20 protein-coding genes are annotated in these 21,842 nt (G+C 68.1%); 4 read left to right on the top strand and 16 right to left on the bottom strand.

The genetic code is table 11. From position 1 onward, the window contains the following. Window positions 1–28 precede the first annotated feature (28 nt). The 10 genes from thpR to VNF71_07140 form a co-directional block, all read right to left on the bottom strand. Window positions 29–574 (bottom strand): RNA 2',3'-cyclic phosphodiesterase, encoded by a 546-nt coding sequence (thpR, locus tag VNF71_07185; GenBank protein HVA74334.1) that lies wholly within the window; start codon window positions 572–574, stop codon window positions 29–31. Then, window positions 574–1,827 (bottom strand): competence/damage-inducible protein A, encoded by a 1,254-nt coding sequence (locus VNF71_07180; GenBank protein ID HVA74333.1) that lies wholly within the window; start codon window positions 1,825–1,827, stop codon window positions 574–576. Before VNF71_07180 ends, thpR begins: the two co-directional genes overlap by 1 nt. 16 nt (window positions 1,828–1,843) lie before the next feature. Continuing rightward, a complete protein-coding gene (locus tag VNF71_07175) occupies window positions 1,844–2,401 on the bottom strand; it encodes a CDP-alcohol phosphatidyltransferase family protein (protein HVA74332.1) in 558 nt (185 codons plus the stop codon). Then, window positions 2,401–3,696 carry a 30S ribosomal protein S12 methylthiotransferase RimO gene (rimO, locus tag VNF71_07170; protein ID HVA74331.1) on the bottom strand — a complete coding sequence of 432 codons (1,296 nt, stop codon included), beginning with the start codon at window positions 3,694–3,696 and terminating at the stop codon, window positions 2,401–2,403. The genes VNF71_07175 and rimO overlap by 1 nt, the downstream gene beginning before the upstream one ends. A 96-nt stretch (window positions 3,697–3,792) precedes the next feature. Next, window positions 3,793–3,945 (bottom strand): DUF5679 domain-containing protein, encoded by a 153-nt coding sequence (locus VNF71_07165; GenBank protein ID HVA74330.1) that lies wholly within the window; start codon window positions 3,943–3,945, stop codon window positions 3,793–3,795. A 36-nt stretch (window positions 3,946–3,981) separates the two neighbouring features. Then, window positions 3,982–4,842: a homoserine kinase gene (thrB, locus tag VNF71_07160; GenBank protein ID HVA74329.1), complete on the bottom strand. Its 861-nt coding sequence runs from the start codon at window positions 4,840–4,842 to the stop codon at window positions 3,982–3,984. Between the two features lie 146 nt (window positions 4,843–4,988). After that, window positions 4,989–7,418: a DNA translocase FtsK gene (locus tag VNF71_07155; GenBank protein HVA74328.1), complete on the bottom strand. Its 2,430-nt coding sequence runs from the start codon at window positions 7,416–7,418 to the stop codon at window positions 4,989–4,991. A 159-nt stretch (window positions 7,419–7,577) separates the two neighbouring features. Next, the gene (locus VNF71_07150; GenBank protein HVA74327.1) at window positions 7,578–9,479 is read right to left on the bottom strand and encodes a cytochrome b N-terminal domain-containing protein; all 1,902 of its coding nucleotides are present in this window, start codon (window positions 9,477–9,479) and stop codon (window positions 7,578–7,580) included. Between the two features lie 112 nt (window positions 9,480–9,591). Continuing rightward, on the bottom strand, window positions 9,592–10,014 hold the full coding sequence (locus VNF71_07145) for a pyridoxamine 5'-phosphate oxidase family protein (GenBank protein ID HVA74326.1): 423 nt from the start codon (window positions 10,012–10,014) through the stop codon (window positions 9,592–9,594). After that, a complete protein-coding gene (locus tag VNF71_07140; GenBank protein HVA74325.1) occupies window positions 10,007–10,909 on the bottom strand; it encodes a universal stress protein in 903 nt (300 codons plus the stop codon). Before VNF71_07140 ends, VNF71_07145 begins: the two co-directional genes overlap by 8 nt. Window positions 10,910–11,041: 132 nt before the next feature. Here VNF71_07140 and VNF71_07135 point away from each other — a divergent pair, with 132 nt between their 5' ends. Beyond that, window positions 11,042–11,515: a hemerythrin domain-containing protein gene (locus VNF71_07135; protein HVA74324.1), complete on the top strand. Its 474-nt coding sequence runs from the start codon at window positions 11,042–11,044 to the stop codon at window positions 11,513–11,515. A gap of 3 nt (window positions 11,516–11,518) precedes the next feature. After that, window positions 11,519–12,028 (top strand): hypothetical protein, encoded by a 510-nt coding sequence (locus VNF71_07130; protein HVA74323.1) that lies wholly within the window; start codon window positions 11,519–11,521, stop codon window positions 12,026–12,028. Window positions 12,029–12,035: 7 nt separating this feature from the next. Here the strand turns inward: VNF71_07130 and VNF71_07125 are convergent, their stop codons facing one another. The 5 genes from VNF71_07125 to VNF71_07105 form a co-directional block, all read right to left on the bottom strand. Next, a complete protein-coding gene (locus VNF71_07125) occupies window positions 12,036–13,700 on the bottom strand; it encodes a ribonuclease J (protein ID HVA74322.1) in 1,665 nt (554 codons plus the stop codon). Continuing rightward, a complete protein-coding gene (gene dapA / locus VNF71_07120) occupies window positions 13,693–14,583 on the bottom strand; it encodes a 4-hydroxy-tetrahydrodipicolinate synthase (protein ID HVA74321.1) in 891 nt (296 codons plus the stop codon). Before dapA ends, VNF71_07125 begins: the two co-directional genes overlap by 8 nt. Before the next feature lie 24 nt (window positions 14,584–14,607). Beyond that, on the bottom strand, window positions 14,608–15,102 hold the full coding sequence (locus VNF71_07115; protein ID HVA74320.1) for a hypothetical protein: 495 nt from the start codon (window positions 15,100–15,102) through the stop codon (window positions 14,608–14,610). A 99-nt stretch (window positions 15,103–15,201) separates the two neighbouring features. Further along, a complete protein-coding gene (locus VNF71_07110) occupies window positions 15,202–16,275 on the bottom strand; it encodes an acetate/propionate family kinase (GenBank protein HVA74319.1) in 1,074 nt (357 codons plus the stop codon). A gap of 27 nt (window positions 16,276–16,302) precedes the next feature. Next, entirely contained in the window at window positions 16,303–18,660 is a 2,358-nt protein-coding gene (locus VNF71_07105) for a phosphoketolase family protein (protein HVA74318.1), read from the bottom strand. 58 nt (window positions 18,661–18,718) lie between these two features. On the opposite strand from VNF71_07105, the gene VNF71_07100 reads away from it, so the two are divergent. Next, window positions 18,719–20,200 (top strand): PAS domain S-box protein, encoded by a 1,482-nt coding sequence (locus tag VNF71_07100; protein HVA74317.1) that lies wholly within the window; start codon window positions 18,719–18,721, stop codon window positions 20,198–20,200. Between the two features lie 17 nt (window positions 20,201–20,217). Here VNF71_07100 and ric read toward each other — a convergent pair whose 3' ends face one another. After that, window positions 20,218–20,946: an iron-sulfur cluster repair di-iron protein gene (ric, locus tag VNF71_07095; GenBank protein ID HVA74316.1), complete on the bottom strand. Its 729-nt coding sequence runs from the start codon at window positions 20,944–20,946 to the stop codon at window positions 20,218–20,220. Between the two features lie 128 nt (window positions 20,947–21,074). On the opposite strand from ric, the gene VNF71_07090 reads away from it, so the two are divergent. Then, the gene (locus VNF71_07090; GenBank protein HVA74315.1) at window positions 21,075–21,743 is read left to right on the top strand and encodes a response regulator transcription factor; all 669 of its coding nucleotides are present in this window, start codon (window positions 21,075–21,077) and stop codon (window positions 21,741–21,743) included. Window positions 21,744–21,842: the final 99 nt, after the last annotated feature.

Below are 21,842 nucleotides of genomic sequence, written 5' to 3'. Positions count from 1 at the left end.
ACCGCAAGCTAGCCGCAGGCACGCCGGTTCAGTCGCGTGCCGCGTCGAGACGCCACCGCTCGACCACCTCGTACCGGGCTGCGGTCGGGTCGAGCGTGCTCCAGACGAGGGTCACGTCCTGCACGACCCACGAAGCGTTGAACTGCGGGGCGGGCAGGTGTTTCATCGCCGGCGGCGTCTTTGCCCTGGCCAATGTCAGATGGCCGCGGAACGGACGGCCGCGGTCGGCCTCGGGGAGATCGACGCCTGCCTCGGTCACGGCCGCGCCGGCAACGCCGGCGAGGGCGTCGACCCCGTGGACGGGAAGCGCCCACGTATTCCGCCCGATCGCGACCGGTTGCGGGCCGGCGGTCGCGCGGGTCGGTCCAAACGCCGTCCAGTCCACCGCGTCGAGCGCCGAGCGGACAGCCTGTTCCTGGTCGGTGGCGAGGCTCCCCAGGAAACGCAGGGTCACGTGCCACTGGTCCGAAGTGGTCCAGAGCAGCCCGGCACGCCGGGGTCGCTCGAGATCGCCGAGCCGGTCTGCTACCTCGGCGGGCGGCCACACGGCGACGAAGAGCCGCCGGCGATCCACTACCCCTCCAGCAGGCGACGGCGCAGAAGGTCCAGCGCGGAGATCGCCGCGATCTGGCGGATCTGATCGCGGCCGCCGGCGAGCCGGAGAAGCCGGGCGTCGGTGCCGGAGGGCTCGTGGATTCCGATCCACACCGTCCCGACGGGCTGGCCGTCCTGCTCCGTGGGCCCGGCCACCCCGGTGAGGGAAACCCCGACATCGGCCCCGAACGCGGCCGCCGTGCCGGCGGCCATATCTCGCGCGGTCTCCTCGCTGACGGCCGGCGTGTCGCCGACTCCGAGCAGCTTCCGCTTCGCCTCCGTCGAATACGTAACGAGCGACCCCAAGAAGAACTCGCTCGCCCCCTCCGCCTCGGTGAGGCGGCTCCCGACGAGGCCTCCGGTCAGCGACTCGGCCACAGCCAGCGTCATGCCACGGTCCATCAGCAGCTTGCCGACGGCGGTCTCCATCGTCTCGTCGTCCGCCCCGAAGACGGCTGGGCCGAGCAGCTGGCGCACCTCCGCCTCTTCGGCGGCGATCACGGTTTCGGCGGCCTCGCGGGTGGGAGCCTTCGCGGTGAGGCGCACCTTTATCCCCTCGATGCCGCTTGCGAGGAACGCGATCGTCGGCACCACATCGCCGCCGGCGGACACCGCCGCGTCGATTGCCGCCATGCGCGGAGTCAGCATCTCGTCGAGGGTCGACTCTGCGATACCCCACGTGCGAAGTGTGCGGCTGACGATGGTCGACGCCGTGCCCGATCGCGCCACGAGATCGGGCATCACGGCGCGCTCGACCATCTCGCGCATCTCGTGCGGTACGCCAGGCACCGCGTAGATGGAGCGGTCGCCCAGCCGGCAGATCAAGCCGGGAGCGGTCCCGCGCACCTGCGGGATGACTACCGCGCCGCTCGGGACTTCCGCTTGGCGGAGGTTGTTGAGCGCCATGCGCCTGCCGCGGCCGGCGAACATCGCCTCGATGCGGGCAGCGACATCCTCGTCCACGTCGAGGGGCACGTTGAGGACCTCGGCGATGGATTCGCGGGTGATGTCGTCCTTGGTCGGGCCCAGACCGCCGCAGCAGATGACAGCGTCGCTTCGCGCGAGCGCCTGGCGTATAGCGGTGACTATCCGCACCTGGTTGTCGCCGACCTTCGTCTGGAAGTGGCAGTCGATGCCGGCGAGGGCGAGCTGCTCCCCGATCCAGGCGGAGTTGGTGTCGACGACCTGACCGAGCAACAACTCGGTCCCGATCGCCAGAACCTCACATTTCATCGGGTTGCACCGGGCATCAGGCTCCGCGTCTGCTGTCGAGCAGGTACTGGCCCCCGCTGATGATGGCAAGCGCGACCGAAACCCAAAGGAGCGACAGGCCGATCCACGTGTCGTGCAGCCCGGTCGCCGGCAACAGGATGAAGCCCACGGCGAGATCCTGCGCAGCGGTCTTCATCTTCGCGAGAGGCCTCGCGGGAACCGAGATCCCGCGACGGGCGACCGCCGAGCGGTAGAGACTGATGACGATCTCCCTGGCGGCGATCAGGACCACGGGTACCCAGCTGGCGAGCCCGGACGCGGCGATGGCCGCCAGCGCTCCGATGACGAGGACCTTGTCCGCCAGCGGGTCGAGGAAGGCGCCCGACGTCGTTGCTCCCTGCCGGCGGGCAACCCACCCGTCCAGAAAGTCGGTGCTGGCAATCAGCGCCCAGGCGATGGCCGCCGCCCAGGACACGCCGAAATGAACGATCAGGACGATCACCGGGGGCGCGGCGAGCAGCCTCGTTCCGGTGATCGCGTTGGCGGGAGTCGCAAGCGCGGTGGGCTCGAACTTGCCGGCGACCTTGGTTGCCATCAGGCCGCTCCGGACACAACGGTCTCCCGATCACGGCCGGTGGAGGCCCCGTCCGGGCGAGACGAAACCGCCTCGAGGTCGGGGCCTTCCGCGCCGGTCACCGTCACGGTGTGCCAGCTACCCGGCTGCAGGTGCTCCGGCACCCGGACGATGCCGTCTATCTCGGGGGCCTCGCGGTGGCTGCGCCCGACGCCGGGCGAGTCGACGAGGACCGTCAGGGTCTCGCCGGTCAACTCCTGGCGCTTGCGTGCGGTGATGGCGTCCTGTAGCTCGGAGCACTCCGCGATCCGCTCGGCCATGAGCTCGGGCGGGACCGTCTGGTCCAGGCCGGCGGCGTGGGTGCCTTCCTCTTTGGAGAAAGAGAAGAATCCCGCCCAGTCAAGGTCCGCCTCCTCAATGAACGCGAGCAGCCGGTCGTGATCCTCTTCGGTCTCGCCGGGGTAGCCCACGATGAAAGAGGACCGCAACGCGGCATCGGGGTAGGCGGCCCGGATGCGGCCGATCCGGTCGAGGAACCGGTCGCCGTCACCCCAGCGCCGCATGCGACGGAGATGCGAGCGCGACACGTGTTGCAGCGACAAGTCGAAATAGGGGCATCCGGTCTGGCCCATCACGTCGATAAGACCGTCGGAGAGCTCGGATGGATACAAATAGAGCAGCCGCACCCTGTCGACGCGCTCGGCTACCTGCCGCACCAGGGGAATGATCTCCTTGCGGCCCTGATCGCGCCCGTAGGAAGCCAGGTCCTGAGCGACGAGCACCACCTCGCGTATTCCGCTGCCGAGATCGTCGATCTCCTCGAGGATCTCGCCGACGTGGCGTGACCGCTGCCGCCCTCTGAACGAGGGGATGGCGCAGAAACCGCACTTGCGGTCGCAGCCCTCCGCGACCTTCACGTAGGCCCACGGAGCCTGCGCCGCCGGTCGCGGCAGGTTCAGCAGGTCGAACTCGGGAGCCTTGCGTTCCGGTTTGGCGCCGAGAGCGACCGGGACCCCGAATCCGGCCACGAGATCCACCTCGGGCAGGGCATCGGCCAGTTCCTGCCCGTAGCGCTCCGCCATGCATCCGGTTACGACCAGTCGAGCGCCCGGGCGGCGCGCGCTCGAAAGCGACAGCACGGTGTCGACGGATTCCTGCCTGGCCGCCTCTATGAAGGCGCAGGTATTGACCACGACGAGATCCGCTTGCGACGGATCACCCGCGACCGTGTAACCCTGCGCATCCAGTGTCCCCGACAGCTTGTCGGAGTCGACCTGGTTCTTCGGGCATCCCAGGGTCTCGAGCCAGTACCGCACCGGGCAAGCCTACTGGGGCCTCCCCGGCCGGATATGTGGCGCCGGGCCTCGGAGACCCGGCGCCACTTCAGGATGTGTTTGAGGTGCTGCGCGCGGCTACTTCTTGGAGCCGAGCATCCGGTTCATCTTGGTGCCGCATACGGGGCAGGTCCCCTGCGCGGCGGGCCGCCCGTTGGCCAGGGTGACTTCCTGACCTTCGAACTGCCGCTTCTCCTTGCACTTGACGCAGTAGCCCTCGTATGTGGCCATGCCGGTCCTCCTAAGGGTGATCGGTACCCGCCCAAGCTAGCCAGCGGGGCTGCCGGATACGGTGATCCCCCCCAGATCTGCCTCGAGGCGGTAGGCGCGCCCGGCAACATTGGCGGCATCCATCAGTGTCTCTGCTGCCTTTTCGATGCTGTTCGCAGACTCCTGGTCACAGATGGCGAGCAGGCTCGGCCCGGCGCCCGACCAGCAGGACGCGAAGGCGCCGGCGTCTCGAAGCCCCTGAAGCAGCGCTGTCGCCTCCGGGAACAACCCCGAGCGGGCGCCTTGGTGAAGTCGGTCGTCACACGCTGCCGGGAGTAATTGCGTGCGGTCCGCCAGGCCTGCGACCAGCAGGCCCATGCGCCCGAGATTGAACGCGGCGTCTGCGTGGTCCACCTGCGCGGGGAGGGCCGCGCGTGCGTCGGTGGTGAGCAGCGTGCGGTCCGGGACGATCACGACGAAGGCGAGCTGCGGGTCCAGCGGCAGGCGCCGGGCGGTGGGTCGCCCGTCGACCGTGGCGGCGGTGACGAGGCCGCCGAACGTCGAGGCCGCCGCGTTTTCTGGATGGCCGTCGACTTGCGCGCCGATGACGAACGGGTCTGCCGCGCCAGCGGCCGCTGCCGCTGCGACGGCGAGAGCCGCCGAGGAGCCGAGCCCCCGCCCGACGGGGATGTCCGAGTGGACGGTGATGGCCATGCGGTCGTGGCCGGCGACGCGTGTGGCAACCCGAGCGGCGAGGTGATCGGGGCCGGCGGGGATGTCCCGGCCCTGCCCTGTGGCAGTGACGCTCAGCCTGTCCGCCGGCTCGACGGTCACCTCTACATAAAGGGCCAGGGCGAGAGCGAGCGTGTCGAAACCGGGGCCGAGGTTCGCCGACGACGCGGGGGCGCGCGCTCGCATGAGGGTGAGACGCTAGTCGGATCTCGTGAGCCAGCTCTTGTGAGTCGGATCTTGTGAGTCGGCTCTTGTGAGCGAGGACCGGGACCCGCAGGTTCACTGCGTCCTGAGCCGGGCAACGGACTGCCGGGCTGCTGCAGTCGAACGGCCTAGGCGCCGGACTCCTGGAGGTTCTCGAGCTCCTCTACGGTCATGAGTACGGCGCGCGCCTTGGAGCCCTCGGACGGGCCCACGACCCCGCGCTGCTCCAACAGATCCATCAGGCGGCCGGCGCGGGCGAACCCGACGCGGAGCTTGCGCTGCAGCATCGAGGTCGAGCCGAGCTGCGAGCGGACGACCAGCTCACGTGCCTGTTCGAGGAGGTCGTCGTCATCGTCGTCGCCGAAGCCGCCGCGGCCGGCGCCGCCGGGCCCGTCGTCGGACCCCTCGACGCCCTCGACGTAGCGCGGCGCCGACTGCCGGCGCCAGTGAGCGACGACCTTGCGGACCTCCTCCTCGGTCACCCAGGCGCCCTGGATGCGGCGTGACACGCTGGACGAGGCGGAGAGCAGGAGCATGTCGCCCTTCCCGATCAGGCGCTCGGCGCCGGGCTGGTCGAGGATCACCCGGCTGTCCGCGAGAGAGGAAACGGCGAAGGCCAGGCGGGACGGGATGTTGGCCTTGATCACGCCGGTGATGACGTCGACCGACGGGCGCTGGGTCGCGATGACGAGGTGGATGCCGACGGCGCGGGCCATCTGCGCGATGCGGCAGATGGATTCTTCGACGTCGCGGGCTGCCACCATCATCAGGTCGTTGAGCTCGTCTACGACGACGAGGATGAAGGGAAGCCGCTCGTAGTTCCGCGGCTCCTCTCCAAGCCCGGCCCTGTCCTCGAGCTCTCCGCGGTCGAACGCCGCGTTGTACCCGGTGATGTCCCGCACGCCGACCTCAGCGAGCAGGTCGTAGCGGCGCTCCATCTCGTGCACAGCCCAAGACAGCGCGTTCGCCGCCTTCTTCGGGTTGGTGACGACACCGGTCAGGAGGTGCGGGAGTCCGTTGTACTGGCCGAGCTCGACTCGCTTGGGGTCGACGAGGATGAGCCGCACCTGGTCGGGGGTCGCCCGCACCAATACCGACGTGAGCAGCGAGTTGATGCACGACGACTTCCCAGCTCCGGTCGCGCCGGCGATGAGGATGTGCGGCATCGTGGCGAGGTTCTCGATGACCGGCCGGCCGGCGATGTCACGCCCGAGAGCGACCTCGAGCGGGTGAGTGGCCGCGTGCGCTTCGGCCGAACCGAGGATGTCGCCGACGCCCACCAATTGGCGCTGCTGGTTCGGGACCTCGACCCCGATCGCCGAACGACCCGGAATCGGCGCGAGGATCCGCACATCGGCCGCTGCCATCGCATAGGCGATGTCGCGCTGCAGGTTGGTGACCTTCGCGACCTTCACGCCCGCTCCCAACTCCAGCTCGTAGCGGGTCACCGTCGGGCCCACCGTCATCCCGACCAAGCGCGTGTCCACGCCGTGGGCCGCAAGGGCGTCCTCGAGTGTGTGACCGAGGGACTCCACCTGCTTGCGGTCGATCTCCGCCGCCTTGGTCTTCTTGAGCAACGCGACGGGCGGCAGCCGCCACGTTCCCGGCTGAGCGGCGGGCCCGAGCGATATCGAGAGCTGCTCGGGATCGACCGGCGTGTCGGGCACGGGGAGGTGGACCGGGACGCCAGCGCGGGCCGGTTCCGGTTCGGCGGAGGCCTCGCCTTCGTGGTTTGAAGGGTCCGGATCGGCGTCCGTGCCGGCGGCCCCGGCCTCCTGATCGGCTTCGACGTCGTACGGCGGCTTCGCTGCGGTGGTGGAAGGATGCCTGCCGGCGGCGGCCCGCCGCTGCGCCCCCGCCACGCCGTTCACGACGGCCCGGGTGACCGCGCGTGCGGCCCGGCCGAACGACAGGGCCCCCACGTACAGCCAGTGAGCCGCGTCGCGCGCCGGCGTGCCGGTGAGGATCAGCAGCGCGGTGGCCAGCAGCGCCGACAGGACCAGTGCTGCGCCCCAGACACCGACGCCGGCGCGAAGGGGCACCCCGATGCCGGCGCCGATCAGCCCGCCGGCGGGGCGCAAGCCGGCGAGGGATCCGTGCCAGTGGGACGGCCCTCCGATCTCGTCGGCGATACCGGCGGTCGCCACAAGGAAGACAGCCGCACCGAAGGCGACACGGGACGGCGGGCGGGCTGCCCGCTCGTCGCCCTCATCGGCGCGGGGGCGGCGTCGCCGGCTGCGCTCGTGCGACTCCCGTAGAAGCGCCCAGCTGACCGCCGCGAGCGCCGGCGGCAGAAGGTAACGGCACCACCCGAGGATGTCCGCCGTGCCGTGGTCGAGGACCCGGCCGGCGGGGCCGGCGAGACTGCTGTAGACGCCCAGGGCACACAGTCCGGCAAGGACCAGTAGCGCCAGCCCCCACACGTCGTCGGATTGGCGGCCCAGCAGGTGGGCCAGGCTGCCCCGGAGCGACCGTCTCCTTGCCGGCGTCTTCGCAGCGGACGTGCGCCTCGAGGCTGCCGACTTGGAGCTGGGGCGACGACGGGTCACAGTACTCACAGCAGCCCCGAGCGTAACAGCAGTCACAGTTCCCACACGGGAAGACCTGCCCGCCGGCGGGTTTTTTAAGGGACATCGGCTTTTTGCGGGACAGGGCCGTCGCCATATGACGTCCCTGTCCCGCAGAACCGGTATGTCCCTCAAAAAGGACCGGGTGGTCTACGTGGTCGGCGCTGACTGTGCGCCCTCGACCTCCGGGCCGGCGCCGGTGTCCGGAGCGTCCGGAGCGTCCGGAGCGTCCGGAGCGCCCGGAGCGCCGGTCCCGCCCTCGGAGCGGTTCCAGTCCCTCCAGACCAGCCGGTGGACCGGAACCAGGCGCGGGATGTCGCGAAGGCCCGGCACCCACGGCACGGCCAGCAGCAGCACCGTCGCGGCCCCGGTCAGGTAGATCGCCATGAGGTCCACGTTGGCCGAGTTCTTGAAGGGCCTCACCTGGTACCACAATGTGTAGAGCCACAGCCAGGGCTGGCCGGGGTAGCTGCCGGTCTCGTTCATGACGCCCCACTGCTCGCCGGTGAGGTGGTCCGCCTGGGCCAGGCCGGCGAAGTAGTTACCGTCCTCGAGGAAGAGCAGAGGCTTGGTGAAGTTCGTGCCGAAGAACGGACGCTGGGCCAGGAGGTCGGCGTCCAGAGCGCCGGAACGGGCGAGCGTCAGCTCGGTGTTGAGCATCGTCGTCACAGGGCCGTAGTCACCCGCTGGCAGCACCGGGTTGCCGCCCTGGAAGGTCACCTTGTCGAGCGCCTTCGAGTACGCGTCGTTCCAGGCCTGCTGCTGCGTGCTGCTGGCCGACGTGTAGCGGGCGAGAGCGGAGGACAGCGCCGCGTCGGTCGGCGCGAGCTTCGACAACGGCGAGATCACGAACGTCTGGGCGGAGTCGATCGGCTGGAGCTGCCCCGCGAGAGCCTGTGGCGAGAACCCGAGCCGCTGGGCGGCGGAGGAGTCGTTGGTGTACGGCGGCCCGTAGGTCGCGGTCTCGCTCGTGCCCGCCAGCTCGCTGGCGGCCGTGCCGAGGAAGTCCGCCGGCGCCACGCGCGACCAGGTCTGCACGGTCACGGGTGGGTCGTCGGGCGACGACAGCAGCCCGGCGAGCACCACGACCAGGATGGAGACGATCGCCAATGCAATTGCGCCCTCCTTGGCGATGTCGTAGTGCCGGGTCGGCCCGCGCCACTCCTGCCGATCCGCGGCCAGCGCTGCTCGGCGCTCGCGCCGAGTTTGGCGCGCTACCGGCAGAGGGTGGGAAACGCCACGTACCCGGACCAGGAGGATGTGAGCGCCCACGAGGGCGACCAGCACGATGGGGATGAGCACGACGTGCCAGAGAAGCATCTGGCCGAAGTTCATGAGATTGAAGAAGCCACCTACGCCGGCGGCGTTCATCGCGTCCTTGCCGTTGGTGGCGATCCACTGCGAGTCGAAGTTCTGCTGGGAGAGGTAACCCGTGAAGCACTCCAGGACCGAGGCAACGAAGGCGACCACGCCTGTCACCCAGGTCAAGGTCCTACGTCCTCTCCAAGCGGCCATCCAGAACTTGCCCCACAGGTGTATGACCAGCAAGGCCATGAAGAGCTCGACGCTCCACAGGTGGAGGCTGTTGAAGAAGTGACCCACCGGATTGGTGTGCCACCAGTCGGTGCCACCGATTGCGATCGCGAACCCCGAGACGATCGCGAAGCCAAGTGCGGCCAGCGCACCGACCCCGAACACGTACACCCAGGACGACACGTAAGCCGGCTGGCGGTCCGGCAGCAGTTTGCTCGGAGGCAGGTAGCGAAGTCCCAGGCGGCGGATGCGAGCCGTCCACATGTCCGACGGGGGCTCGGCATCTGTGGCGGGCTGTGACGCCGGCGCTGACGCCGGCACTGACGCCGGCGGCTCGGCTTCGGAGCCACCTTCGGCGATCCTCGCCTTCGGGAAGGGGATCAACAGCGCCGCTCCGAAGATGACCACCATCACGGCGATCAGGACCAGGTTGGCCACCGAGACGATGAATATGGACCAGTGCAGGTAGTGGCCTGGGCTGTTCAACTGGATCGCCGTGGCTAGAACGCTGGATGGCATGCTTACCCCCCTGGGGTGTTGGTTCCTCAGATCGTTGACGAACCTAGTGTCACGCGCACCGGGGCGATGGTCTCTGGATCATGGGACCAATGGCCCTATCTCGGCGAGGCGCTCAGTGAAGGTCAGCTGGCGGTCGTACCCTCCGGCCCGTGATCGACTCGGGCTGGATGGCGACCCAATACGCCTTCTCACCTGGAGCGAACGGATGCAGGTCAAGTGAACGCAACTTCGTCGACTGCTCGTCCACCATATCCGAAATGTCCGACGCCACCCCCTCCACTACGACGCTCCACCAGCTGCGGTCGGCGTCATCGAAACCATCGATCTCGAACGCGACCCTTCCGAACGCCGTCCCTGACAGCTTGGTGCCCGCCGACGTTCTGAACACCACACGATCCCCGTCTACCGCATAGTTGACCGGGAGGAGGAACGGTCTGCCGCCGGCGGTACCGGCGATGCGTCCCACCGTCGCCGTCGCGAGCAGCCCGACGCATTCGTCGCGTGGAATCTCCTGGTAACCGGAGTGGTCAGCCACGGCCTTTCACCTCCGACGGAACCACGACAACGGGGACCGAAGACCGATGGACGCACTGGTGACTGGTAGAGCCCAGAACCATCTCGGCCGCCCTACCCCGTCCGCGAGAACCCACGACCAGCAGGTCCGCTCCTTCTGCCATGTCCAGCAGGACCGCTGCCGGCTGCCCCTCGCGGGTAACGCAGTTCAGCCGGATGTCGCTGGGTGCAAGCGAGTCGACCGAGCGCCGCAGGAGGTCCCGTGCCACTGATTCGAGGCTCTCGCCGGCAGGAATCTCCGCGACCATTTCCGAGGGGCTGCTCGTCCATGACCAGGCCGTCACCACCTCGAGGAGGGAGCCGTGGAGGCCCGCCTCCTCTGCGGCCCACTCAAGGGCTGCTTCTGCTGCAGAGGAGCCGTCGATACCTACCACTATCCGCCGGATCGAAGGCGGGACGTCGATGCCGTGCGGGGTGTCGGGCACGATCACCAACGGCTTCGTGCAACGGTGGGACAACCCGTGGCTGACGGAACCGAGCAGGGCTCCCGGAGCGCTGCCGTGCCCGTGGGTTCCCGCCACGACCAACCCGACGCCCGGTTCCTCCGCGACTCGTGAGAGGGCAACTCGTGCGGGTCCCTGCACGACGCGCATCTCCACCTTGACGTCCTCGTGACCTGGGATGTCGCCGATGGCGCCCTGCAGCAGCTTGGTGCCTTCCTCGGCCATCTCGTCGGCAGCGATCGGCAGGTAGCCCGGCGCGTAGTAGACGAGAGTCGGGAGGTGCCACGCGTACGCAGCGATCAACTCGCAATCGCGCGCGCGGGCTTCTCGCAGCGCCCACTCCACGGCAGCCCGGTTGTGCTTCGATCCGTCGACCCCGACGAGGACCTTCTTGCCCGTCTCGATCTTCTCCATGGTTCCGAACGTAAGCCTCTGCACACGCTCGGGAGTAGGGCCGAAGGTCATCGGGAGGGGTTGGAATACCCCCTGGAAAGGTCCGAAAGACCCTGCCATGGAAGCGGCTGTCCCGCCGAGGATTGCGAGCGGGTGGACGTGCAGGGAGGAGTCACAATGTGCAGCTACTGCGGATGCGAGGCCGAGCCGGTGATCGCCGTGCTCATGGATGACCACGCGACGATCGCCTCGCTGGTCAGGGACATCGAAAAGTGCCTTGATCAAGGAGACCTGTCAAGTGCGTTCCAATGCGCCGCCGACCTCGAGGTCATGTTCAGGTGCCATGCGCGCACAGAGGAGAGGGGCCTTTTCAGCCAGCTCCGGGCCGCCGACGAGGCCGTCGAGGAGGTGGCGCTGCTGGAGGCCGACCACCGAGAGATCCTGGCGGGGATGTCCGTCGCTGCCGGCGCCCGGGACACTGAGCTGCTCCGCCAGGCGCTCGACCGCCTGACCGTCCACGCCCAGACAGAGGACAATGACCTGTTCCCGTTTGCCCTGCAGCGCCTCCCGAACGAGAACTGGGCCCTGATCGAAGAAGTCCATCAGGCAATGCTGATCCGGTGGTGAGGCATGACCCCCGGCACCGGTGACGAGACGAAGATTTCGCCCCCGATAAGCGCGAGCACCTGGGAGCGGCAGTTGTTCGAACTCCTCGTGAGCCACATGGAACGCGAGCGCGAGACTCTCCAGGAGTACATGCAAGCCGCCCAGGAGACGCGATCGAAGGCGTTCGCCTACGTAGTGGGGCTACTGGTCGAGGACGAGAAGCGCCACCACGAGCTGTTCAAGTCCCTCGCCCAGACGGTGAAGAGCGAGGCGGAGCTCATACCCGGCTCCCCCGTCATCCCCTACATGGACTTCGACCGGGTGGATTCCGACAAGATCCGCGAGCTCTCGCTGAAGATGTTGCGCAACGAGGACGCCGATGCCAGGGAACTCCGCCGCCTGCACGACGGGCTCCAGGAGGTCCAGCACACGACCCTGTGGGACCTGGTCGTCGGCTTGATGCGCCGCGACACCGACAAGCACATCGCGATGCTGGAGTTCGTCCTGGCGCACACGCCCCGCCCCAGCTGGTAACCGCTCTTTAGACCTCCATGACCACAGGGACGATCATGGGGCGCCGGCGGGTGCGCTCGTTGACGAACCGGCCGAGGGCCGACCGGGCCCGGCGTTTCAGGGTGTCGAAGTCGACGGCGCCCGAGTCTGCCGCCTCCTCCAGCGCTTCGAGCACAGCTTGGCGGGCCTCGCCCAACAACTCCTCGGCCTCGGGGGCGTACACCCATCCCCGGGTGATGATCTCGGGACCGGTGAGCACCTCCCCGGACTTGGCGTCGACGGTCACCACGACGATCACGACGCCCTCTTCCGCCAGCACGCGGCGGTCGCGCAGCACGCCCGTGCCGACGTCGCCGACGATCCCGTCGACGTAGAGATAGCCGGCCGGCACCTCGCCGGCGAAGTCGATTCCGGACTGGGTGAGCTCGACGACATCGCCGTCCTCGGCCAGCAGCACGCGCTCGGGAGGGACACCCATCACCTCGGCGAGGCGGGCGTGGTGCGTGAGGTGGCGGAACTCGCCGTGCACCGGGATGAAGCAGTCGGGATGGGTGAGCGAGAGCAGGGTCTTCAGTTCCTCGCGCATCGCATGGCCGCTCACGTGCACCGCTGCGATACCCGAGTGCACTACCTCCGCGCCCAGGCGGTGCAGACCGTCGATGACCTTGCCTACGTTGGTCTCGTTGCCCGGGATGGCGTGGGACGAGAGCACCACGAGGTCGCCCTCGCCGACGGAGATCCACTTGTTGTCGGCGGCGGCCATCAACGCGAGAGCCGACATCGGCTCCCCCTGCGACCCTGTCGAGATGACGCACACCCGGCGGGGGTCCCGGTCGCCGATCTGCTCGATGTCGACGATGCTGTCGTCGGGGATGCGCAGCAGGCCCATCGACCGTGCCAGCGCGACGTTCTTCCCCATCGAACGACCCAGCGTCGCGATGATCCGCCCGTTGTCCAACGCGGCGTCGGCGATCTGCTGGATCCGGTGGATGTGGCTGGCGAAGCAGGCGACGATCACCCGCTTGTCTGCGTGCGCGGCGAAGAGTTCGGAGAGGGCCCGCCCGACGGAACGCTCGCTCCGGGTGTGGCCCTCTTCCTCCGCGTTCGTGGAATCGGACAGCAGCAACCGAACGCCGGGGCCGGACGCGATGGCGCCGATGCGCGCCAGATCAGTGGCACGGCCGTCGACCGGTGTCAGGTCGATCTTGAAGTCACCCGAGTGGAGGATCACCCCCTGCGGCGTGTGGAACGCGGTCGCGAAACCGTGCGGCACCGAGTGGGTGACCGGGATGAACTCGACGTCGAACGGCCCGATGATGCGCCTTTCGCCGTCGCGGACGGGGTTCAGCGTCGTGCGGTCGAGCAACCCTGCTTCCTCGATACGGCTGCGGGCGAGGCCGAGCGACAACTCCGAGCCGTAGATCGGGAACGACAGCTCGCGCAGCAGGAACGACAGGCCACCGCAGTGGTCCTCGTGCCCATGCGTGATGATGCAGCCCTCGACGCGCTCCGCGTTCTCGCGCAGGTAGGTGAAGTCGGGCAGCACCAGGTCGATACCGGGCATCTCCGAGTCGGGGAACATCAACCCGCAGTCGAGGATCATGATCCGGCCAGCCACCTCGATGCAGGCGCAGTTGCGCCCGATCTCGCCGAGCCCGCCGAGGAAGACGATCCTGACGGTGTCCTCAGGCATTTAGTTGGGAAAAGACCTGGCGGGCGCGCTCCTCGAGCCCCTCTGGCTCGGCGCCCATCGGCAGCCTGCACGAGCCGACCTTGTGCCCCAACGTCCTCATCATCGCTTTCGTGGGGACCGGGTTGGGCGCGTCGTCGGTCGACTGGAAACGGTGCGACGGCACAAGCTTGGCGTTGATCTCGCAGGCCCGGTCGACGTCACCCTTGCCGAACGTGGCGATCATCTCGCGGACATGATCGCCGGCCCAGTGCGACTCGACGGAGATCACGCCGACGGCGCCGATTGAAAGGAGCGGGAGGGTGTCCCCGTCGTTGCCGCTGTAGAGCTCGAAGCCCTCGGGGACCTCGGTCAGGAGCGCCGCACTGGGAGCGATGTTGGCGGTGGCGTCTTTGACGCCGGCAATCACCCCGTCGCGCGCCAAGCGGACAATCGTGTCCTGCTCGGCCTTGCGACCGGTGCGCACCGGTATGTCGTAGAGGAGCACGGGCAGGTCGCCCGCGGCCTCGGAGACCGCGCGGATGTGAGCCTCGATGCCCGCTTGGGAAGGGCGGCTGTAGTAGGGGGTCACGGCGAGGATCCCCGACACTCCCGCGCGGCGGGCGATCTCGGTTAGCTCGACCGAGTGGCGGGTGTCTGCGGTGCTCGTGCCGGCGACGACGGGAGCGGCCACCGCGGACGTGACCGCCCGCCACAGCCGCTCTTTTTCCGAATCGGAGAGAACGGGGCTCTCCCCGGTGGTGCCGGTGAGGACGAGGAAGTCGTTGCCGTGGGCCACGAGCCAGCGGGCGAGCTCCACGGCGGCGTCGACGTCGAGGCCGCCCTGGTCGTCGAAGGGGGTGACCATGGCGCATCCCACGGCCCCGAACCTGCCAGTCGTAGGCATGGCCAGAGCCTACCGGGCGCGGCTTCAGCGGATTGGCGAGCGGCGAATCAGGTGCTCGATGAACTTGAGGATGGTGATATGGCGCTCGGTGTCCATGCGCATGAGGTCCACCACGAAGGCGTCGACCTCGCCGGCGGACGCTTCGACCGACTTGGCCAGTTGCTTCAGATGGGACCGGTCCTTGCGCTCGATGTCGAGGAACATCCGCGTCGCTGCCAGCAGCTGCTTGTCGCGGTGGCGGTGGACGTCGAGATACGGGATGCGCGGGTTGACGTCCTCGAACGTCGCCTGGGCGCGGACGGTGTTGGCAATCTGCTCTATGACCCTGTGGTGACGCCGCTCGTCATCGACTATGAGCTGGATGAGGAACCGGACGACTTCGGACTCGGTGTCCTTCGCCAAGGTCTCGTATGCGGCTATGACATCGGCCTCGTCCCGCTCGTGCGAGACGAGGGCGTCGAACGCTTCCTGCTCGATAACACTGGCGCCGATCAGCTTGTTGTCTGTGGTCGCAGCCATCGTCGGATCCCTTTCTGGGTGGGAGCTGTTCATTCAACGATGGCCGCGGCCGCCCGCATCAGATAGGGCCAAAGGTCCCTACCGACCGGACCAAGGGCCTCAACCGCCGCCGGACAGCACCTGCCTGACTTCGCGTGATATCTCGAGATCCTCTCGGGCGACTATGACGAGGGTCCGAACCTTCGCCGACTCCACGCTGATGTCGGCGTCGGGATGCGCGCTCTCGTTGGCCGTCCCGTCGATGCCCACCCCCAAGAAGTCGAGGCCGTGGGTGGCGCGGCTTCGTATCTCAGCGGAATGTTCGCCTACCCCTCCGGTGAACACCAGGGCGTCGAGGCCACCCATCGCGGCGGTCATCGAAGCAATGGAGCCGCGGAGCCTGTGCAGGTACGCCTCTGCGGCGATCTCCGCGTCGGCGTCCCCGGCGGCCGCCGAAGCGAGGACCTCGCGCATGTCGGAAGAGCCGGCCATCCCCAGCAGCCCCGAGCGGTACTCGAGTGTCTCTGCGAGCTCCGCGGACGAGAGGGACTCGTGCTGCTCGAGCCAAAGGATGAGACCGGGGTCCACGCTTCCCGAACGAGTCGCCATGATCAGGCCTTCGAGTGGCGTGAACCCCATGGTGGTGTCGACGGAGCGCCCGTCACGGATCGCTGTCACCGATGCGCCTGCGCCGAGGTGGCAGCTCACCGTCCTCATGTCGTCGATCCTCCTGCCGGCCATCTCAGCGGCCCGGACGGCTGCGTGTGCATGAGAGAGCCCGTGGAACCCGAAGCGGCGGAGCGGCCACCGCCGGCGCCATTCGCGTGGCAGGGCGTACGTGTGTGCAGCCGGTGGAATGGTCGCGTGGAACGCCGTGTCGAAGCAGGCGACCGCCGGGGTGTCGGGAAGAACGCCGGCGACGGCATGGAGAGTTGCGAGCGACTTCGGTTGGTGCAGTGGTGCCAGATCCGTCAGGGCGGTCATCCGTTCGAGGACTGATCCGGTGATCAGGGTGGGTCCCGTGAAGTCCGTACCCCCGTGGACGATGCGGTGACCTACCGCTTCCACGCTGCCGCTTCGCTCCACGAACTCCTGCACGTCAGCAGATCGCGCCTCTCCCTCGAGGACCTCCTGCTCCACGACGTCGTCGTCTTCGAGGACGGAGAGCTTGAGGCTCGAGGATCCAGCGTTCACCACGAGTACGCGCACGAAAGCTCCGGGTCAGTGGGGCCAGGTCCAGCCCGAGACCTCCGGAGCATCCTCGCCCCGAGCTCGGGTGTACGCGCGAGCCCGAACGCGGGCGTCGACCATCCTCTGCCGCAGCGCGGCTGCGCGCCGTCGAAGGCGCGGCACCCGGTCGATGACGTCCATCACCAGGTGGTACCGGTCGAGGTCGTTGAGCATCACCATGTCGAACGGGGTGGTGGTGGTGCCCTCCTCCTTGTACCCACGGACATGGATGTTGTCGTGGTTGGTGCGGCGATATGTGAGGCGATGGATGAGCCACGGATAGCCGTGGTAGGCGAAGATCACCGGCTGGTCCTCGGTGAACAGACCGTCGAATTCGGTGTCAGGCAACCCATGGGGGTGTTCGCTGGGAGGCTCGAGCCGCATCAGATCGACGACGTTGACCACGCGCACCCGCAGATCGGGCAGCTCTTCACGGAGGATGGACGCAGCCGCGAGGGTCTCGAGGGTCGGGATGTCGCCGCAGCAGGCGAGGACCACCTCCGGATCGCCCGCGTCGTTGGACGCCCACTCCCAGATGCCGAGACCCCGCGTGCAGTGCAGGACCGCGTCCTCGATCGGCAGGTAGTCGAGAGCCGGCTGCTTGCCGGCGACGATCACGTTGACGACCTGCCGGCTTCGCAGGCACTGGTCTGCCACCGAAAGCAGGCAGTTGGCGTCCGGGGGGAGGTAGACCCGGATTATCTCGGCCTTCTTGTTGACCACGTGGTCGATGAACCCGGGGTCCTGGTGCGAGAAACCATTGTGGTCCTGGCGCCACACGTGGGACGAAAGCAGGTAGTTGAGCGACGCCAGCGGTTGGCGCCACGGGATCAACCGGGTCGTCTTCAGCCACTTCGCGTGCTGGTTGAACATGGAGTCGACGATGTGGATGAACGCCTCGTAGCAGTTGAACAACCCGTGCCGGCCGGTTAGCAGGTATCCCTCCAACCAGCCCTGGCACTGGTGCTCGGAGAGAACCTCGATCACACGGCCCTGTGGTGCAAGGTGCTCGTCGGTGGGCAGCAGCTGAGCTTCCCACTGGCGTTCCGTGGCATCGAACACCGCCTCGAGGCGGTTGGAAACGGTCTCGTCGGGACCGAAGAGACGGAAGTCGGTGGGGTTCTCTCTGATGACGCCACGCAGATAGGTACCGAGGACCCGCGTCGCCTCGGAGAACTTCGTCCCGGGCTGCGGGACGTCCACCGCGTAGTCCCTGAAGTCAGGGAGCACCAGATCCCGCAGGAGCGAACCACCGTTTGCGTGGGGGTTCGCGCTCATCCGCCTATAGCCCACCGGCGCCAGGGCGGCGACCCGGCCGGCGAGCCGGCCCTGCCCGTCGAAGAGCTCCTCCGGCCTGTAGCTGCTGAGCCAGTCGCGCAGCATCCGAAGGTGCTCACGATTCGTCCGCACCTCTGCGATTGGCACCTGGTGGGAGCGCCAGCTCCCTTCGGTCGGCAGCCCGTCGACCTCCTTCGGTCCGGTCCAACCCTTCGGCGTTCGCAGCACGATCATCGGCCAGGCGGGGCGCCCCTTCGCACCGTCGACGCGCGCTGCGTGCTGGATGGCGCCGATGTCGTCCATCACCCTGTCGAGGGTGGCCGCCATCAACTGGTGCATCTCGGCAGGCTCGTCGCCCGCCACCCAGTGCACGGAGTACCCGTACCCGCGGAGAAGCTGGGTCAGCTCGTCGGGCTCGATGCGGGCGAGGACCGTCGGGTTGGCGATCTTGTATCCGTTCAGGTGCAGGATGGGCAGGACCGCCCCGTCTGTGACAGGGTTGAGGAACTTGTTCCCGTGCCAACCCGTGGCGAGCGGACCCGTCTCGGCTTCGCCATCGCCGATGATGCAGGCGACGACCAGGTCGGGGTTGTCGAACGCCGCGCCGAAGGCGTGCGAAAGGGCGTACCCGAGCTCGCCTCCCTCGTGGATGGAACCCGGCGTCTCGGGGGCGACGTGGGAGGGAATGCCTCCCGGAAACGAGAACTGCCGGAACAAGGCCTTGAGCCCCCGCTCGTCGCGCCCGATGGCCGGATAGACCTCCGAGTAGGTGCCTTCCAGATAGGCGTTGGCCACCGCTGCCGGACCCCCGTGACCGGGCCCCATCACATAGATCATGTCGAGGTCCCGGTTGCGTATCACCCGGTTCAGGTGGGCGTAGCAGAAGTTCAGGCCGGGGGTGGTGCCCCAGTGGCCGAGCAGGCGGGGTTTGATGTGCTCGGGCTTCAACTCCTCCCCGAGAAGCGGGTTGTCGAGCAGGTAGATCTGGCCGACGGACAGGTAGTTCGCCGCACGCCACCAGGCGTCGATCAGCGAGACCTCCTCCTCGGTCAGCGGTGGTGCAGCCTTCACGCCCCCATTTGACCTGAACAATCCTACGAGCGGGGCATTTAAGGTCAGAATGATGAATATGCAGCGGGCTGAGCTGTTCGAAGCGCTGCTCCAGGCGTCCCCCGACGCGGTGATCGTGGTGGATGCAGAGGGCAGGATCCAGGCCGCCAGCGCGCCGATCGAGCGGCTCTTCGGTTGGCCGCCGGGGGATCTCGTCGGGGAACCGGTGGAGGTGCTGGTCCCCCGAGATCTGCGGGGGATCCACGAGTCCCACCGTTCTCGTTACCACGCTCACCCCTCAGCACGATCGATGGGCACAGGGCTCGCCCTGTACGGCCGGCGGCGGGACGGGTCGACATTTCCGGTGGACGTGAGCCTGGCTCCGATCGAGCTGGATGGCACGAACCTTGTCGGGGCGTTCATCCGGGACGCGACGGAGCGCCGGCGGGGCGAGGATGTGCTGCGCTACGTGAACGAGATCAGCCAGCACCTGCTGGCGGGCGAGCCGACGTCGGACACGCTGGGGCTGATCGCCCGCAGGGCGCGCAACCTGGTCGGCGCGGCAGGGTCGTGGGTGGTCATCCCGAGCGCACGCAAAGGGCTGGTCGTCGCGGCGGCCGACGGCGGGGGGGCGGAACATCTGGTCGGATCGACGCTCTCCGCGACCGAAAGCCTGGCCGCACGCGCCATGGCCGGAGGAGAGCCCCTCTGGGTCAAGGACATGTCCGCAGACCCCGCGGTCCTCCCCGCGGGGCGGCTACTGGGCCTGGGCCCCGGGATGTACCTCCCGATGCTCGCCAACGAGGCCGTGGAGGGGGTGCTGGTCATGGGCCGTGCCAGCGACGACGACCCGTTCGAGCCGGCGGAGGTCCAGGCGCTCGAGGTGTTCGCGTCCGCCGCCTCGATAGTGCTCTCACTCGGCCAGGCGAGGGAGGAGCTCGAGGTGCTGAGGCTCGTCTCGGAGCACGAGCGGATTGCACGAGACCTTCACGACACGGTGATCCAGCGCCTCTTCGCAGTCGGGATGTCGTTGCAGGGCTTGCGGCGCCTGGCGGAAGCTGTGGTGGCGGACCGCATAGACGAGGCGGTGGACGCCATCGACCAGGTGATCCGGGAGATCCGCCAGACGATCTTCGAGCTCAACGATCCTGCCCTCGCGGCCGGTGCCGGCGGGGTTGTCCGCCGGGAACTCTCGGAGCTGGCCGAGTCGAGCGCGCAACAGCTGGGCTTCCGGCCAAGGTTGGCGTTCCGGGGCGACATCGATCGGGCCTTGTCGGGCGATCTGGTCGCCCACGTCATCGCCGTTGTCCGCGAGGGGCTGTCGAACGTCGCGCGCCACGCTCAGGCGAGCTCGGTGGACATCGTCGTCAGCGCCGACGACGGAACCGTCGAGCTGACTCTGGCGGACGACGGCCGCGGGCTCCCCGAGGGGCGCACGGCCGGCCAGGGGCTGGGCAACCTGCGTTCGAGGGCGGAAGAGCTCGGCGGGGAGTTCCGGGTGTCGACCCGGCGCCCGCGGGGGACCGTTCTGGAGTGGAAGGTCCCCGCCGCTGGGGGGTAGGGCCGCTGGGGGGTAGGTCAGCGCGTGGCGAGCGCCGCTTCGAGCTCGACCGCCCTCGGGAACAGGAAGGAGTGCTCCTTCAGAACGTGCACGTGGGTGTCCGACTCCAGAGCAGTCAGCCGCTCGTACAGCCGCCGGTAGCTCTGGCAACCATCCGCCGGCACCGCGTACCCCGACGTCACCTCCCTGACTTGGCGCAGGAGGTCGCCCACCGATTCGTGCTCGTTCATCATCACCGCGATGGGGGCGCTCACCGAGCCGAACGCGAAACCGGTGTGCCCGGCTGCCAGTTCCCGTATGGCCGGGAACAGGACCCGCTCCTCCTTGGCGAGGTGGGGAACGATCTCCTCCCGCAGGGTCGAGACGATCTCGTCGACACGCTCGAGCTCCGGGTGGCGTTCACCATGGACCGAGAGCACCTTCGAGGACAAGGCGATCAACCACGGCAGCTCCATGTGCAGGTACCGGTGATGGACGTCTTCGATGTGGTCGATCAGGTCCACCAATCGCAGCTGCGGCCAGTTGACCACGGACGCCTCGTCTTGCCACGAACCGTCGGCCATCGCGGTATCCAGCGCCTTGACCAGCGGCACTCCCGCTGCCTCGCACGCCTCGGCAAGGGTGCGGTCACCGTGGCAACAGAAGTCGAGACCGAGCCTCTCGAACTCGGCCGCAAGGGCCGGGCGGCCCGCGATCAGGTGAGCGAGGGTCGTTCCCCCCAGGTTTGAATCCGTGCCAACGCTCATTTTCGCTCCTCCCGGGCCCGCACAAGCCGTCCAGCGGGTCCTGCCCGCTCATTGTCGGGTCTCCGCAAATGCCGCCGTAAGGGCCTAAGGTCCCTTTATGGCGCCCACACTGCGCTATACCTGGTCGGGTGGACGCCAACGACAACCCCCAGATACGCGTCTTCCTCCTCGACGACCATGAGCTGGTCCGTCGAGGTATCAAGGACATGCTGTACACCGAGGGCGACGTCACCGTCGTCGGCGAAGCGTCGAACGGCGAGGAAGCGCTCGAGAAGATACCGATGACGAGGCCCGACGTGGCGGTGCTGGACGTCCGGCTCGGTGAGGGGATCTCGGGGGTCGAGGTGTGCAGGGAGATCCGCTCAGCCCACCCGGAGGTTTCCTGCATCATGCTGACCTCGTTCGCGGATGACGAGGCCCTCTTCGCCTCGATCATGGCCGGCGCCGCGGGTTACGTCCTCAAACAGATCCGGGGAACCGATCTGATCGACGCCATAAGGCGAGTGGCCGGGGGCGAGAGCCTGCTCGACAGCGCGGTGACCGCGAGGGTCCTCGACCGACTCCGCAACCCGCCCGAAGAGGACGACCCGCTAAAGGATCTGTCTCCGCAGGAGCGCAAGATCCTCGACTTGATCGCAGAGGGTCGCACCAACCGCGAGATCGCCGACGTGATGTTCCTCGCGGAGAAGACCGTGAAGAACTACGTGTCGCACCTGCTCGCGAAGCTCGGCATGGCGCGCAGGTCCGAGGCCGCCGCCTACGCCGCACGGCTCGAGGAGCGCCGCCGGCGACCCTGAGCCGGCCGTCCGCCCTTGCCGATGGGCGTTCTGCGAGGGGACTTTCCGCCTGCTGAGAAGGACTTTGTGCTCTATGGCGCAAGGTGGCCTTGCCCTCAG

This window comes from Acidimicrobiales bacterium (assembly GCA_035533095.1).
Lineage (GTDB): Bacteria > Actinomycetota > Acidimicrobiia > Acidimicrobiales > Palsa-688 > DATLUM01.
The sequence above is the reverse complement of the archived record's forward strand: the minus strand, read 5'-3'. Positions and strand labels throughout refer to the sequence as shown.